13 protein-coding genes are annotated in these 14,750 nt (G+C 71.3%); 9 read left to right on the forward strand and 4 right to left on the reverse strand.

The genetic code is table 11. The annotated features are described in order from the left end of the window. Positions 1–7 precede the first annotated feature (7 nt). Positions 8–1,660 carry a glycosyltransferase family 39 protein gene (locus tag Q0812_RS00210; protein WP_302108283.1) on the reverse strand — a complete coding sequence of 551 codons (1,653 nt, stop codon included), beginning with the start codon at positions 1,658–1,660 and terminating at the stop codon, positions 8–10. A gap of 68 nt (positions 1,661–1,728) precedes the next feature. On the opposite strand from Q0812_RS00210, the gene Q0812_RS00215 reads away from it, so the two are divergent. Continuing rightward, entirely contained in the window at positions 1,729–2,490 is a 762-nt protein-coding gene (locus tag Q0812_RS00215; RefSeq protein WP_302108284.1) for a glycosyltransferase family 2 protein, read from the forward strand. Between the two features lie 86 nt (positions 2,491–2,576). After that, the gene (locus tag Q0812_RS00220) at positions 2,577–2,999 is read left to right on the forward strand and encodes a hypothetical protein (protein WP_302109177.1); all 423 of its coding nucleotides are present in this window, start codon (positions 2,577–2,579) and stop codon (positions 2,997–2,999) included. A gap of 197 nt (positions 3,000–3,196) precedes the next feature. Here the strand turns inward: Q0812_RS00220 and Q0812_RS00225 are convergent, their stop codons facing one another. Together Q0812_RS00225 and phaR are read right to left on the reverse strand one after the other, a co-directional pair. Beyond that, on the reverse strand, positions 3,197–3,550 hold the full coding sequence (locus Q0812_RS00225; protein WP_302108285.1) for a hypothetical protein: 354 nt from the start codon (positions 3,548–3,550) through the stop codon (positions 3,197–3,199). Then, complete coding sequence (gene phaR / locus Q0812_RS00230) at positions 3,547–4,209, reverse strand: polyhydroxyalkanoate synthesis repressor PhaR (protein WP_302108286.1); 663 nt, start codon at positions 4,207–4,209, stop codon at positions 3,547–3,549. Before phaR ends, Q0812_RS00225 begins: the two co-directional genes overlap by 4 nt. 105 nt (positions 4,210–4,314) lie before the next feature. Between phaR and Q0812_RS00235 the strand changes: the two genes are divergently transcribed. Genes Q0812_RS00235 through trxA form a run of 7 tightly spaced genes read left to right on the forward strand, consistent with a single transcriptional unit; the run spans position 4,315 to position 14,226 of the window. Then, positions 4,315–5,157, forward strand: a complete 843-nt coding sequence (locus tag Q0812_RS00235; RefSeq protein ID WP_302108287.1) for a 1-acyl-sn-glycerol-3-phosphate acyltransferase — start codon at positions 4,315–4,317, stop codon at positions 5,155–5,157. Next, entirely contained in the window at positions 5,154–5,600 is a 447-nt protein-coding gene (tsaE, locus tag Q0812_RS00240; RefSeq protein WP_302108288.1) for a tRNA (adenosine(37)-N6)-threonylcarbamoyltransferase complex ATPase subunit type 1 TsaE, read from the forward strand. Before Q0812_RS00235 ends, tsaE begins: the two co-directional genes overlap by 4 nt. After that, entirely contained in the window at positions 5,587–6,687 is a 1,101-nt protein-coding gene (gene amgK / locus Q0812_RS00245; RefSeq protein WP_302108289.1) for an N-acetylmuramate/N-acetylglucosamine kinase AmgK, read from the forward strand. The genes tsaE and amgK overlap by 14 nt, the downstream gene beginning before the upstream one ends. A gap of 17 nt (positions 6,688–6,704) precedes the next feature. Next, positions 6,705–7,397, forward strand: a complete 693-nt coding sequence (gene murU, locus Q0812_RS00250) for an N-acetylmuramate alpha-1-phosphate uridylyltransferase MurU (protein ID WP_302109178.1) — start codon at positions 6,705–6,707, stop codon at positions 7,395–7,397. Further along, the gene (gene addB / locus Q0812_RS00255; RefSeq protein WP_302108290.1) at positions 7,394–10,363 is read left to right on the forward strand and encodes a double-strand break repair protein AddB; all 2,970 of its coding nucleotides are present in this window, start codon (positions 7,394–7,396) and stop codon (positions 10,361–10,363) included. The genes murU and addB overlap by 4 nt, the downstream gene beginning before the upstream one ends. Then, positions 10,360–13,839, forward strand: coding sequence for a double-strand break repair helicase AddA (gene addA, locus Q0812_RS00260; protein WP_302108291.1), 3,480 nt, complete (start codon positions 10,360–10,362; stop codon positions 13,837–13,839). Before addB ends, addA begins: the two co-directional genes overlap by 4 nt. Before the next feature lie 54 nt (positions 13,840–13,893). After that, positions 13,894–14,226 carry a thioredoxin gene (gene trxA, locus Q0812_RS00265; protein WP_302108292.1) on the forward strand — a complete coding sequence of 111 codons (333 nt, stop codon included), beginning with the start codon at positions 13,894–13,896 and terminating at the stop codon, positions 14,224–14,226. Positions 14,227–14,304: 78 nt separating this feature from the next. On the opposite strand, the gene rplS is transcribed toward trxA, so the two are convergent. Further along, positions 14,305–14,733, reverse strand: coding sequence for a 50S ribosomal protein L19 (gene rplS / locus Q0812_RS00270; protein WP_302108293.1), 429 nt, complete (start codon positions 14,731–14,733; stop codon positions 14,305–14,307). Between the last annotated feature and the right edge of the window lie 17 nt (positions 14,734–14,750).

Here is a 14,750-nt window from a genome sequence, read left to right on the forward strand (position 1 = left end):
CTCGGGGCTACTGGGGCTGGGGCGTATATAGGGTCAGGTCGACCGGATCGCCCTTGGAGTAGTTGACGCCTTCGATACGCGCGGCGGGCCGGGGGCTGAGGCCCAGTCGCCGCGCCTCGGCCCGGAAGGCCGGCTCAAAGGCGCGTTCCACGGCCACCGGGCGGCGCTCGGCCAGGGCCTGGGCCGCGCCGGCGCCGTCGGTGAAGGCGGTGGCGGTTCCCAGGAGGAAGACCGCGCTGGGCTCCGAATAGCCGGCGATGGCCAGCGGACCGGTGGGCGCGGACGGCAGGGCCGCGACGGCCTCGGCCAGGCGCGGCGAGACCCACAGCGGAGCCAGGCTGCGCGCGGTGGCGGCCAGCCCCGCGTGGGCGATGATCCCGGCGACGGCGGCGGTCGCCAACGCCTGCCAGGGCATCTGGCGCATCAGGAACAGGGCAGGGAGCACAAGGGCGGCCACGGCGAAGACGATCATCATGGCCGCCGGCGCTTCGGCGCCCTCTCCCCCGATTTCGGACAGGCCGTAGACCGCGATGGCCGAGACCAGCAGCGCCCCGAAGCCGCCGATGATCAGCCCGGCGATGAGCAGCCGCTTCGAGATGGGACGGAACAACGCCCTGGCCGCCAGCCAGGCCAGCGCGCCGAAGGCGGGCAGGGTGTAGTGCCACAGTTTCGTCGGCGCGGCCTCGAACATGATCCAGGTGGGGATCAGCCAGCACAGGGCGAAGCGCACCACCGGCTCGGTCCGGTCGCGCCAGGCGCCCGTGAGGGCGGCGGGCAGCAACAGCCCCGCCGGAAAGAACAGCAGCGGCAGGAGCAGCAGGTGCTGGCCGGGCGGCCCCCAGTGCCGCTCGTGCCCGCCAACCAGCTTGGGCGCCAGGTCTCCGCCGATGGCCGTGCCCCAGAAGGCCCCGTCCGTGGCCACCGTGACGGCCACCGCCCAGGGTCCGACGATGGCGATGAGCAAGAGAGCGCCCCAGCCCCAGCCGATGTGCCGCATCCAGCCCCAGCGGCGGTCCCACAGGCCCAGCGCCAGCAAGGCCAGGGCCGGGACCAGCGGCCCCACCGGGCCCTTGACCAGGACGGCCACCGCCACCGCCGCCCAGAAGATCAGCTTGTGACGTCGGGCCGGATCGCGGCCGCCGGCTTGATCCACATACATCCTGGCGAGCGCAGCCATGGCCAGGGTGACCAGGCCGCACAGCACCGCGTCGGTCTTGGCGATCCCGGCCTCGGACGACAGCAGGAAGGTGACGCCCAGTATGACCCCGGCGGCGAAGCCCTCGCGCCGGCCGATCAGGGCGGCGGCGCCCCAGGCGGCGGCGAAGGCGGCCAGGGCGGCCCCCAGAAGCGAGGGCAGGCGATAGGCCCAGATAGCGCCCGCCTCGGGCCCCGTGGTCAGGGACACGGCCGCGGCCTGCATCCAGTGGATGCCCACGGGCTTCTTGTGGCGCGGCTGGTCCTGGAAGCGGATGTCGACCAGATCGCCGGTGTGCAGCATCTGGGTCGTGGCCTGAGCAAAGCGCGACTCGTCGCGGTCCAGCGGCGGCAGCAGCGCCAGGCTGGGCAGGCCGGCCAGAACGGCGATCAGCGCCGCCAGCAGCGGTCCGCGCCAGCCCCGGATCCACTCGTCGATGTCGAAGCCTGGATTCGTCCCCGTCATGCGGCCTCCTTAGCACGGGCCAAAAGGGTGCGCTCCCGCTCCGGCGCAAATGCGGTTAAGAGGGCGGAATGACCCGCGCGCCGCGAAAGAAGACCGAAGCCGCCCCGTCCTCCACGCCGGAGGTGTCCATCGTCGTGCCCGTTCACGACGAGGCCGGCAACGCCGCCAACCTGGCGCGCGAGATCGCCGCCGCCTTCCAGGGCCGCGACTACGAGATGATCTTCGTCGACGACCTCAGCCGAGACTCGACCCTGGCCGAGCTGGAGGCCGCCAAGGCCGAACTGCCGCGGCTGCGGGTGCTGAAACACGGACGGAACGCCGGACAGAGCCGGGCCGTGCGCACCGGCGTGATCGCGGCGCGGGCTCCCATCGTGGTCACCCTGGACGGGGACGGCCAGAATCCCCCGGCGGACGCCCCCCGCCTGTTCGAAGCGCTGCGCGACGCCCCGCCCGAGGTGGCGCTGGTGGGCGGCATCCGCGCCAGTCGGCAGGACACCGAGGCCAAGCGCTGGGCCTCGCGCTGGGCCAACCGCATCCGCAAGAACCTGCTGAAGGACGACTGCGACGATACCGGCTGCGGCCTGAAGGCCTTTCGCAGGGAGGCCTTCCTGCGCCTGCCCTACTTCGATCACATCCATCGCTACCTGCCGGCCTTGATGCGGCGCGAGGGCTTTGAAAATCGCTTCATCGACGTAGGCCATAGACATCGGGAGCAGGGCCGGTCGAAATACACCAACCTGGGCCGTCTGAAGGCGTCCCTGTCAGACCTTCTGGGGGTCATGTGGCTGAACACGAGAGCAAGGAATCCCGGGCAGGTCACGGAATCGTAGCCATGGGCGTCATGGCGTCCAAGCAGCGCCAGGGTGAGGAGAGCGGAACGATGAGCACGGTGGTTCGGGGGTCCGCGGGCGGATCCATGTGGATGGCGTTCCCGCTGCTGGTGATCCCGGTGGTGGTCTACAATCTGGTGGCCCTGGGCTCGGCGGCGACCAGTTCCATGGCGACGACGCCCGATCAGGGCCTGCGCGAGCCGCTGTTCTCGGTGCCCATGGCCTCGGGCGTGAACTGGAACGTCGGATCCGGCGACCTGATCATCCTGGTCTCGCTGATCCTGCTGTTCTTCGAGCTGCTCAAGTCCACCAACACCCAGAAGGTGGCGATCATCAATCACGCCCTGTCGATGATCCTGTTCATCATCTGCCTGGTGGAGTTCCTGCTTTTGCCGGGCTTCGCCACCTCGACCTTCTTCCTGGTCACGGTGATGGTCCTGCTGGACGTGCTGGCGGGCTTCATCGTCACCATCATCGCCGCCCGCAAGGACTTCGAGTTCGGGGCCTAGCCGAACGCGAGGAAGATCAGGGCCACCACGGTCACGTCGACGACACGGGCGAGGGCGGAAAGGGCGGCTTGCATCGGCGGGGCGTCCTGAAAGCGATTTCAGGATCGTGGGTCAGCAAGGATCGGGCCACCTGTTAGCGGCCCGAAAACTGAGCCCAGCGGGGCGCGTCCCACTGGACCGATTGCGGGCTGGCCGTCCTAGATTTCGGACTTGAGCGCCTTGCCCTTGGCCGGACGCCGGTCGGCCGGGCCGGAGTATTCAGCGTTCAGATAGGTCGACCGGGCCTTGTCCAGCACCTCGGGCCCGCCCTTCAGGCCCCGGCGGCGGTTGCCGTCGTCGGCCAGCACCTGGGCGGCGAAGGCGGCGTCGGCCTGCGGCTTGGCGGACGCAGGGGCGGGTCCAGACGCGAGGGCGCCCGGCGTTTCCTGCCCAGGCGGAAGCGGCCCGGTGGGCACAAGCGCCCGCACTGACGGGATGGCGTCGCTCTGGCGGCGGCCCGAAGCGCGGCGGTCGCCCGAACGCCGGTCCTGGCCGCGCCGGTCCTCGGTCATTTCTTGCCGCCGGCCAGGCCGTCCAGCCGGGCGCGCAGGGCCTCCAGCTCGCGGCGCATCTCATCCAGGGCCGGATCGCCCCCGGCGGCGCCTCTGCCGACGTCCTGGGCGGGTTCGGCGGGAGCCTGGTCCTGGGCCTGTCCCGGCGCCTCGGCGGGCCGGTAGGCGAAGGGCGAGAACATCTTCATGGCCTGCTGGAACATGGCCGTGTTCTGGCGCATCTGCTCCTCGAAGGCGGCGGCGGCCGGATTGGTCCCCATGGCCTTGGTCATCTGGGCGCGGATGGCGTCCTGCTGGCGGGCGAAGTTCTCCAGCGACAGCTCCAGATAGCTGGGCAGGACGGCCTGGACCTGATCGCCGTAGAAGCCGATCAGCTGACGCAGGAACTGGATGGGCAGAAGGCTCTGCCCCCGGCTCTCTTCCTCGAAGATGATCTGGGTCAGGACCGAGCGGGTGATGTCCTCGCCCGTCTTGGCGTCATAGACCACGAAGTCCTGCCCCTGGCGCACCATCTCGGCCAGGTGATCGAGGGTGACGTAGGCGCTGGTGGCGGTGTTGTAGAGGCGCCGGTTGGCGTACTTCTTGATGACCACCGGCTTGTCGCCGGATGCGGACTGATCTGCGGCTGCGGCCACGCGAGGCTCCTCCGGGTCATCCATTGTGCGGTGCATTATCCCTTAGGCGGATGATCTGCGCCAGTGGCGGCGCGGCGCCCCCTCTGATCCGCTTGCAGGCGGCGGGCTAGCTCATCATCATCGCGCCGGATGACGCCCGCCCCTGATCCCCACATCGTCGACGTGCTGATCGCCGAGCGGGCGCCGCGCCTGACGGCTTCGCCCTTCTGGCCCGTGCTGCGGCCGGTGCTGTATCGGCTGCTGGACTATCAGAGCGCGCGGCGCATGGCCGACGCCATCCAGGGGCTGTCGGGCGACCAGGCCATCGCCCACGTGTCGGGCCTGCTGCGGCTGGACGTGAAGGTTCTGTTCGAGGAGCGCATTCCCCGGAAAGGCCGCTGCGTCATCGTCTGCAACCATCCGACCGGCATTGCCGACGGCGTCGCCGTCTACGACGCGGTGCGCAGCGTGCGCGAGGACGCCATCTACTTCGCCAACGCCGACGCCCTGAGAGTGTCTCCGCGTCTGGCCGAGACCGTGATCCCCGTCGAGTGGGTCGAGACCAAGCGCACCCGCGAAAAGACCCGCGCCACCCTGGAGGCCGCCAAGGCCGCCTTTCTGGCTGAGCGGGCGGTGGTGATCTTCGCCGCAGGGCGGTTGGCCCGGATGGACCGCAAGGGCAATCTGATCGACCCGCCCTGGGCCCCCACGGCGGCGTCGCTGGCGCGCAAGTACGAGGCGCCGGTCTGTCCCATCCATGTGGCCGGACCCTATTCGCGGCTGTTCCACGCCTTTGACCGCATCTCGCCCGAGCTGCGCGACGTGACCCTGTTCCACGAACTGCTCAACAAGCGCGGCAAGCGTTTCACGCTCACGGTGGGGCCGCTGATCGCGCCGACGCGTCTGGACCCTGACGCCGGCTTGGCCATCCGGGGCCTGAAGGCCTATGTCGAGCGTGTGCTTCCCTTCCAGCCAGACCTGCCCTTCGTATGAGACTGTTCCTGGCCGACGAGGCGGCGACCCTGGCGCTGGGCGCGCGGCTGGCGGACCTGATCCAGAGGGGCGACGTGCTGTTGCTCAGGGGCGGCCTGGGCGCCGGCAAGTCGACCCTGGCGCGCGGCCTCATCCGCGCCCTGACGACGCCTGACGAGGACGTGCCCTCGCCCACCTTCACCCTGGTGCAGACCTATGAGGGCCGCGCGCCGGTCGCCCATTTCGACCTCTATCGGCTGGAGAACCCGGAGGAGGCGCGCGAGCTGGGGATCGAGGAGGCCCTGGAAGAGGGCGCCGTCCTGATCGAGTGGCCTGAACGCCTGGGCGGCTGGATACCTGGGGGCGCTCGACTCGATATAGAGCTGCGACCGGAACAGACGGGGCGCGCGGCGATCCTTTCGGCGGGCGGGTCATGGTCGGAGCGGTTGCGTGAGTTCATCTGAGGCCGAGCGCGAGGCCGTCAAGGCCGCCTTCCTGGCGGAGGCAGGGCTGGGCGCGGCCCAGCGCACGCCGCTGCCCGGCGACGCCTCAACGCGCAGGTATGAGCGGCTGACCCTGGCGGGGGGGCGCACCCTGATGCTGATGGATCAGCCGCCGTCGCACGAGAGCGAGCCCTGCCGACCTGACTGGGATGCGGCCCGGCGCGCGGCCTCGGGCTGGAACGCCGTGGCCAGATTGTCGGCCGGACGGATCGAGGCCTTCACCGCGGTGGCGGACTGGCTGCGTGGACTGGGGCTCTCGGCGCCGGAGATCGTGGCCATGGATGCGGCCGCCGGCCTGGCGGTGCTGGAGGATTTCGGACACCGCCCCTTCGCCGAGCTGCTGGCCGAGGGGCGAGCGGAGGAACAGGCCCTCTACGGAGCCGCCGTCGATGTGCTGGCGCGTCTGCATGAGGCGGGCGCGCCTGAGGCCATGGCGATACCGTCGGGCGGCGCGTGGCCCATCCTGGACTACGACGACCTGGCCCTGAAGGGCGGCGCCGACCTGTTCGTGCAGTGGACGCCCCAGCTGGCGGGCGAGGCCTACCCCGCGGAAGCCCTGGCCGAATGGGACGCCCTGTGGAGCCCCTGGATCGCGCGCGGCGCCGCAGGCGCCTCGGTCATCGCCCACCGCGACTATCATGCCGAGAACCTAATGTGGCTGGACGAGCGCCAGGGCCTGGCCCGCGTCGGCCTGATCGACTTCCAGGACGCGGTGCGGGCCCATCCCGGCTGGGACCTGCATTCGCTGTTGCAGGACGCGCGGCGCGATGTCTCGCCCGAGCTAGAGGCCTGGGCAATCGATCGTTATCTGGAGCGGCGGCCTGAGATCGACCGTGAGGCCTTCCTGGCGGACTATGCGGGTCTGGCGGCGCTGAACGAGGCGCGCATTCTGGGGGTCTTCGCCCGCCTGATCGTGCGCGACGGCAAGCCGCGATACCAGGCCTTCATGCCGCGCGTGGCGGGGCATCTGCGGCGCAATCTTGAGCGTCCCGAGATGGCGGGACTGAAGGCCTGGTTCCAGCGTCACGCGCCGGAGATCTTCCAGTGACGGGGCCGACGCGCGCCATGGTGCTGGCGGCGGGGCTGGGCACCCGCATGCGGCCGCTGACGGATGATCGTCCCAAGGCCCTGGTGGAGGTGGACGGCCGAGCCCTGATCGATCACGTGCTGGACCGGCTGGCGGAGGCCGGCGTCGAGGAAGCGGTGGTCAACGTTCACTGGTTCGCCGACCGGCTGGAGACGCATCTGACGGGCCGCGAACGGCCCCGCATCCTGATCTCGGACGAGCGTGATGAGCTGCTGGAAACCGGCGGCGGCCTGAAGAAGGCGCGCCCCCTGCTGGGCGATGAGCCGGTGTTCGTGGCCAACATCGATTCCGTCTGGATCGACCGCGGCGACGCCCTTGGTGATCTGATCCGCATGTGGGACCCGGATCTCATGGACGCCGCCCTACTGCTGGCGCGGCGCGAGAGCTCCATCGGTTTCGAGGGGGCGGGCGACGTCTTCCTGGGCGAGGACGGACGCTTGACCTTCCGGGGCGAGGCCGCGGAGGCCCCCTACGCCTATATGGGCGTGCACATCACCAAGCCCCAGGTGGTGGACGACGGTCCCGAGGGGCCGTTCTCCCTGTCGCCCGTCTGGCGACGGCTGGCGGCCGAGGGGCGGCTGTTCGGCGCGGTGCTGGACGGGGACTGGATGCACGTCGGCGATCCCCAGGCGCGGGACGAAGCCGAGGCGCGCCTCAAGGGGCGAGCGTGACGCAGAGCCCCTTCGCAGAAGCCGGGCCGCGCTGGTTCACCATTCCGGCGCACCGCCCTTTTTTCGAGGATCTGGCGCGGGCGCTGCGCCCTGCGTTGGGCGGCGAATCGCCCGAGGCGGCGGCGCAGGCGGTCATCCTTACGCCCACGCGGCGGGCCGGGCGCGACCTGGCCGAGGCCTGGCTGCGCGGCGAGGGGCCCAGGGCGGCCGTGCTGCCTCAGATCCGGCCGTTGGGCGATCTGGAGGAGGGAGAGCCGCCCTTCGAGCCCAGCGATCTGGCGTTGGACCTGCCGGCCGCCCTCAGCCCCTTGCGACGGCGGTTCGAACTGGCGCGGCTGTGCGCCGAACACGCCCACCTGCTGAAGCGCGAACTGGACGCGGCCGCCGCCCTCGACATGGCCGAGGCCCTGGGCGGCCTGATCGATAGCGCCCTGCTGGAGGAGGTCGAACTGCAAGGGCGGCTGGAGGGCCTCGTGGCCGCCGACCTGGCCGAGCATTGGCGCCGGGCGCGAGCGTTTCTGGAGGCGGCGCTGAACGCCTGGCCGGGGCGGCTGAAGGCGTTGGGCCTGATCGATCCCGCCGCGCGTCGGGTGCTGCTGCTGAACCGGCTGGCCGAGAGCTGGGAGGCGCGCCCGCCGCAAACACCGCTGGTCATCGCCGGATCAACCGGCACGGCGCCCGCCACGGCCCGAGTGATGCGGGCGGCCGCCGAGGCGCCGATGGGCTGCGTGGTCCTGCCGGGGCTGGACCAGAGCCTGTCGGATCCGGCCTGGGCCGAGGTGGACGTGCAGCATCCGCAAGGGGCGCTGAAGCGCCTGCTGGCCCGCTTCGGCCTGACGCGCGGCCAAGTGAAGGTGTGGCCGGGTTCGCGCCCCGATCCGGCGGGCGAGGCGCGAGATCGCCTGATCAACGAGGCCCTGCGCCCGGCGCGCGCCACGGCGGACTGGGTGACCGAGCTGAAGGAGTTCGCCCGTACCGGCCGCGATCCGGTGGCGCGGGGGCTTCAGGGTCTGACGGTTCACGCCGCGCCCGACGACGAGAAGGCGGCGGAGACCTGCGCCCTTCTGGTGCGCGAGGCGCTGAAGACGCCCGAGCGGACCTGCGCCGTCGTCACGCCCGACCAGGCCCTGGCGCGCCGCATCGCCCTGAAACTCGAGCGGTGGGGTGTCGGGCCGGACGTGTCCGCGGGGCGGCCCCTGTCCCTTTCGGCGACTGGAACCCTCGCGCGGTTGATGGTGGAGGCTGCAGCCGATCCGGCCGACCCCGTCGCCCTGCTCGCCCTGTTGAAACACCCGCTGGCGCGGCTGGACGGGGCCGAGGCCCTGGACCTGCTCGAGGAGAAGGCTCTGCGTGGCCCCCGGGCGCGCACGCCGGACGATCTGGCGCGGCGGCTGACGGCCTATCCCACGGCGCGGGACCTGCTGGACGAGCTTCAGGCGAAGATCGCGGCGTCGCGCGCGCCCTTCGCGAACGGCCTGGCCGCGGCGGACGAGGCGGCGCGCGGGTTGGCCCAGGCCCTGGAGGCTTTGGCTGGGCTCGAGGTGTGGGGCGGCGCCGACGGCGAGGCGCTGGCCACCCTGCTGGCCGAACTGATGGATCAGGGGGCGGCCCTGCCGCCGGTCTCCGTGCGGGACTTCGCCCGGCTGATCCCCCGCCTGACCGGCCAGGAGAGCCTGCGGCACGGCGGCAATCACCCCCGCGTACGCATCCTGGGCGCGGTCGAGGCGCGGCTCTACCGGGCCGACCGCATGATCCTGTGCGGGCTGGAGGAGGGCGTCTGGCCGGCGCATCCGCCGATCGACCCCTTCCTGTCGCGTCCCATGCGCGAGCGTCTGGGCCTGCCCTCGCCCGAGCGGCGCGTTGGCTTGACGGCGCATGACTTTGTCCAGGCCGCCTGCGCGCCGGAGGTGATCCTGGTCCATTCGGAGCGGCGGGGCGGCCAGCCGGCTCAGCTGTCGCGCTGGCTTTGGCGCCTGCGCATGCTGGCCAGGGGGGTCGGGGTCGAACTGCCGGTACGGCCTGAGCTGGCGGCCTGGACGGAGGTGCTGGACGCGCCGGGGCCGTGGACGCCGTGCTCGCGCCCCGCGCCCCGTCCGCCGGTCGAGCATCGGCCGAGAGACTGGTTCGTGACCCAGGTCGAGACCCTGACGCGCGACCCCTACGCCGTCTGGGCGGGCAAGATCCTGGGCCTGCGCCAGAAGCCGCGCCCGGACGAGGCGGTGGATGCGCGCCTGCGCGGCACGGCCGTACACAAGGCCTTCGAGGACTTCGCCGAGAGCCTCAACCGGGGCGAGGCGCCCGATCCCGCCGCCTTCGAAACTCTCTACATGCAGGCCCTGCGCGATGGCGGCCTGGGCGCCGCCGCCCTCGCGCGCGAGCAGGCGCTGGCGGCCGAGACGGCCCGATGGGCCGCCGGGTTCGAGATGGAGCGCCGCGCCGAAGGGGCCCGGGTGCTGGTTGAACGCAAGGGGACCATGCCGGTCAGTGTCTCGGGCGAGGCCTTCACGCTCAGCGCCAAGGCCGACCGGCTGGAGGCGGCGCAGGACGGGCGCGTGCACGTCCTCGACTTCAAGACCGGCTCGCCGCCCTCGGCCAAGCAGGTGGCGGCGGGCTTCGCGCCCCAACTGACCCTGACCGCCGCCATCGTCGAGGCGGGCGGCTTCGAGGGGCTGGCGCACCGCACGGCGGGCGACCTGGCCTATGTGCGCGTGACGGGCCGCAATCCGCCGGGCGAAGTGAAGCTGGCCACCGAAAGCCGGGGCGTGGTCACTCCCTCGGATGAGGCCGGCGCGGCGGCGCTGGACGGCTTCATCAAGCTGATGAGCGTCTATCTCAACCCTGAAACGGCCTACGTGTCGCGGCTGGCGCCCGAGCATGTGCGCGACGGCGGCGACTACGATCACCTGGCCCGCGTGCGCGAATGGTCGGCTGGCGAAGCCGAGGCCGAGGGCGGAGGCGCCGAATGAACGCCGCCGAGACCCAGCGCGAGGCGGCCGATCCACGCCTGATCACCTTCGTGGCGGCCAACGCCGGATCGGGCAAGACCAAGACCCTGATCGACCGGGTGGCGCGCCTGTTGCTGGCCGAGGCCGAGCCGGACAAGATCCTGTGCGTCACCTATACGCGCGCCGCCGCCGCCGAGATGCAGTCCCGCCTGTTCGAGCGGCTGGGCGGCTGGGCCGTCATGGATGACAAGGCGCTGGCCAAGGAGTTGGGCGGCCTTCTGGGCGGCGAGGCGGATCTCGACAAGGCGTTCCTGTCCCACGCGCGCACCCTGTTCGCCCGGGCGCTGGAGACGCCGGGCGGGCTGAAGATCCAGACCCTGCACGCCTTCTGCGAAAAGCTGCTGCGACGATTTCCGGTTGAGGCGGAGGTCTCGCCCGGGTTCGAGGTCATGGACGACGCCTCGGCGGCCCAGGCGTCGGCCGCGGCCAGGGACATGCTGGCGCGCGCCGCCGCCGCCTCGCAGCTCGTGGGCGACGCCTACGCCCGGATGGCCATCGCGCTGGACCACCAGTCCTTCGAGGGCCTGCTCGACACCCTGGCGCACCGCCGCGAGGCCCTCTCGGCCTATATCGAGGCGCAGGGCGGGCTGGCCGGAGCGATCGCCCACACCTGGCGGCTGTGCGGCTTTGAAGCGCCCGTCGATCCGGAGGCCCTGGCCTACGCCGCCATGGCCGAGCTGGACCGCGACGGTTACGCCGCCGCTATCGCAGCCCTCAAGAAGGGCGCGCCGACCCAGCAGGACTGCGCCGCCGCCCTGGAGGCCATGTTCAGGGAGCCCGATCCCCGGTTCGAGGCCCTGACCGGGCTGCTCTTCACCGCCGGAGGACGGGGGAACCCGGTCGCCTGGGTCGTCAAGGCCAAGGTCTTTCAGACCCACACCGCCGAGCAGCAGTTCCTGCTGGCCGAACAGGCCCGACTGGAGACGGCGCGGGAGCGGGTCCGCGCGGCCCGCATTGCCGAGGACACCAGCCGGGTGCTGGCCCTGGCCCAGGCCTACATCCACGCCTACGGCCTCGAGAAGACCAGCCGGGGCGTGCTGGACTTCGCCGATCTGGTGGAGCGGGCGCGCAAGCTGCTCAGCGAGGCGGAGAGCGCCGCCTGGGTGCTCTACAAGCTGGACGGCGGCATCGATCACATCCTGCTCGACGAGGCCCAGGACACGGCCCCTGACCAGTGGGAGGTCGTCGAGGGACTGGTCGGGGAGTTTTTCGCCGGGCGTAGCGTGCGCGACGAGGACGAGCGTCCCGCCGCCCTCAAGCGCAGCCTGTTCGTGGTGGGCGACGACAAGCAGTCCATCTATTCCTTCCAGGGCGCCGCGCCGGAGCTGATGCAGCAGAAGACGCGCGCCTGGATCAAACGCATCGAGGCCATGGGGCCGGAGGCGGGCCTGCGAGCGGCCCAGCTGGAGTTGACCACCTCGTTCCGCTCGGCGCCCGAGGTGCTTCGCCTGGTGGACGAGGTGCTGAGCCTGCCGGACCTGTCCACCGGCGCGCCGCCCGAGACGGCCAATGTCGTGCGCCACATCGCCGAGCGCGATCCCGGCGGCTGCGTCGAGCTGTGGCCGCTGGAGCCTTTCCGCGATCCGCCGAAACCCGACCGCGACGCCTGGGACCCGGTCGATTTTGAAGGGGATGGGTCGGGGGCCAGGCGCCTGGCCCAGGCCATCGCCGCCGAGGTGTCGCGTCTGCTGCGGGAGGACGCGGTTCACGACCGGGACAGATCCCTGCGTCCCGCCACGCCGGGCGACGTGCTGATCCTGGTGCGGCGGCGCGCCGTGCTGTTCGAGGAAATCATCCGCGAGCTGCGCCGGGCCGGCGTGCCAGTGGCCGGGGCCGACCGGCTGGCCCTGTCGGAACACCTGGCCCTGCAGGACATGGCGGCCCTGGCGCGCGCCTGCCTGTCGCCCTGGGACGAGCTGGTGCTGGCCGCGGTCCTGAAGTCGCCTGTCTACGGCTTTGACGACGATCAGCTCTACGCCCTGGCGTACGGGCGCAAGAAGACATTGTGGGATACGCTGCAGGCCCGCGCGGACGAGCGTCCCCAGTGGCGCTTCGCGGCGGACGACCTGAGGCGGCGCAGGGAGCTGGCCCGCACCGCGCCGCCCTTCGACTTTTTCGCCGACCTGTTGCGGTCCCCCGCCTGGGGCGGCGGCTCGGTGAGGGCGGCCATGGGCACGCGCATGGGCTCCGAGGCCCTGGACGTGCTCGACGAACTGATGGCCCAGGTGATCGCCGCGGAGGCCAAGGGGGCCACGGACCTGGAGACGCTGCTGGCGGTGTTCGCGCGCCTGGACATCTCCATCAAGCGCGAACTGGAGGCGGGGCAGGCGGTGCGGGTGATGACCGTGCACGCCGCCAAGGGCCTGGAGGCCCCCGTGGTGATCCTGCCCGAGACCGTCGCCACCCAGCCGCCCCGCGACACGCCCCTGGTGGAGCTGGATGTAGAGCCCGAGACCGGCCGGGTGGGCGGCTTTCTCTGGTGCGCGACAAAGGACGAGGCGTGCGACGCCTCGCTCGCCGGGCGGACCCTGCGCGAGCGGAAGCGGGCCGAAGAGGACGCGCGCCTGCTCTACGTGGCCATGACGCGGGCGAGGGACCGGCTGATCGTGTGTGGCCGTATCGGCGCCAAAGCGAAGGAGATCAAGGGCTGGTACGCCCATGTGAGCGCCGCCTTCGAGGCGTTGGGCGCGGACGTGCACGAGGTTCAGGCGGGCGGACATACGGCCCTGAGGTTCGGGCCCGATCCGCAGGCCGCGCCCACCGAAGGCGCCCGGGAAAACATCCCCGTGACTGCGGAACCGGTGTGGCTGAGGACGCTCGCGCCTGAGGAAGCCGCGCGGCGTTTCCTCTCGCCCTCGCGCCTGGAGGGGATGGAGGCTGCGGCGCCGGCGGCCTCGCCGCTCGAGCGGTTGGGCGGCCTGGGCCGGTACCGCCGCGGGTCGCTGATTCACCGGCTGCTGGAGATACTGCCGGAGCTGGAGCCGGCCCATCGCGCGGAGGCCGCGGCGCGCCTTTTGGCGCGCGAGCCGGACCTGAGCCAGGCCCAGCGCGAGGAGATCGTCGCCGCCGCCTTCAAGGTGCTGGATGACACCGCCTTCGCCGCCGTCTTCGGCCCCGGCTCGCGCGCGGAGGTTCAGCTGGCCGGGGCGGCCGCGCGGCTCCACGCCGGCCTGTCGATCAGCGGACGGGTCGACCGCCTGGTGGTGAGGCCGGATCGCGTCCTGGTGCTGGACTTCAAGACCAATCGCCCCCCGCCTGTCCGAATCGAGGACGCGGACCGCGCCTATGTGGCGCAGATGGCGGTCTACTGGGCGGTGCTGACCGAGCTTTATCCCGGCCGCGAGGTGGAGGCCGCCCTCGTCTGGACCGACGGACCCACCCTCATGGCGGTGCCCCATGCGATGATGGAGGAGGCGCTGGCTCGGCTGGCGCGTTGAACCCGGCGAGGCCCGCCCCTACCTTACGGGACCGATTCTGGAAGGAGCCGCCCCATGCCGACCCTAAAGGTCACCGACGACAGCTTCGAAGGCGACGTGCTGAAGAGCGACAAGCCGGTGCTGGTGGACTTCTGGGCCGAGTGGTGCGGGCCCTGCAAGCAGATCGGCCCCGCTTTGGAGCAGATCTCGGACGAACTGGCGGGCAGCGCCGTCATCGCCAAGATGGACATCGAGGACAGCCCCATGACGCCCTCCAAACTGGGCGTGAAGGGCATCCCCACCATGATGCTGTTCAAGGACGGCCAGATGGCCTCCATGAAGGTGGGCGCCATGCCCAAGCAGCGCATCCTGGAATGGCTGGCCGAAAACGGTGTCCAGGCGGGCTGATCCCGGCGCAAAGCGGACAGGAAAAAGGCCCCGTCGGCATCCGGCGGGGCCTTTCTCGTTTCAGGAAGCTGAGAGGGATCAGCCCTCCGTGGACTCATCCGCCGCAGCGGCGGGGGCGGGGGCGGCGGCCGGCGCCTGCTCGCGGGCGGCCATCTGGCGCTCGGCGATACGGGCCGACTTACCGCGGCGGTCGCGCAGGTAGTACAGCTTGGCGCGGCGCACGACGCCCCGGCGCTTGACCTCGATGGACTCGATGTTGGGCGAGTGCAGCGGGAAGACGCGCTCGACGCCTTCGCCGAAGGAGATCTTGCGGACGGTGAAGTTCTCGTTCACGCCGCCGCCGGCGCGAGCGATGCAGACGCCTTCGAAGGCCTGAATGCGTTCGCGTTCGCCTTCCTTGATGCGCACGTTCACGCGCAGGGTGTCGCCGGCCTGGAAGGTGGGAATCTTGCGGGTTTCGCCGAGGCGCGCGGTTTCTTCGCGCTCCAGCTGCTGGATGATGTTCATCGTCTTGTCTCCTTGGG

It is taken from the genome of Peiella sedimenti (assembly GCF_030504955.1).
Lineage (GTDB): Bacteria > Pseudomonadota > Alphaproteobacteria > Caulobacterales > Caulobacteraceae > Brevundimonas > Brevundimonas sedimenti.

Coding starts and splice junctions, on each gene's coding strand:
- phaR (WP_302108286.1), bottom strand. CDS start 4,209: ATGGATGACCCGGAGGAGCCTCGCGTGGCCGCAGCCGCAGATCAGTCC.
- Q0812_RS00225 (WP_302108285.1), bottom strand. CDS start 3,550: ATGACCGAGGACCGGCGCGGCCAGGACCGGCGTTCGGGCGACCGCCGC.
- murU (WP_302109178.1), top strand. CDS start 6,705: ATGGTGCTGGCGGCGGGGCTGGGCACCCGCATGCGGCCGCTGACGGAT.
- addA (WP_302108291.1), top strand. CDS start 10,360: ATGAACGCCGCCGAGACCCAGCGCGAGGCGGCCGATCCACGCCTGATC.
- Q0812_RS00215 (WP_302108284.1), top strand. CDS start 1,729: ATGACCCGCGCGCCGCGAAAGAAGACCGAAGCCGCCCCGTCCTCCACG.
- Q0812_RS00210 (WP_302108283.1), bottom strand. CDS start 1,660: ATGACGGGGACGAATCCAGGCTTCGACATCGACGAGTGGATCCGGGGC.
- Q0812_RS00235 (WP_302108287.1), top strand. CDS start 4,315: ATGACGCCCGCCCCTGATCCCCACATCGTCGACGTGCTGATCGCCGAG.
- Q0812_RS00220 (WP_302109177.1), top strand. CDS start 2,577: ATGTGGATGGCGTTCCCGCTGCTGGTGATCCCGGTGGTGGTCTACAAT.
- trxA (WP_302108292.1), top strand. CDS start 13,894: ATGCCGACCCTAAAGGTCACCGACGACAGCTTCGAAGGCGACGTGCTG.
- tsaE (WP_302108288.1), top strand. CDS start 5,154: ATGAGACTGTTCCTGGCCGACGAGGCGGCGACCCTGGCGCTGGGCGCG.
- rplS (WP_302108293.1), bottom strand. CDS start 14,733: ATGAACATCATCCAGCAGCTGGAGCGCGAAGAAACCGCGCGCCTCGGC.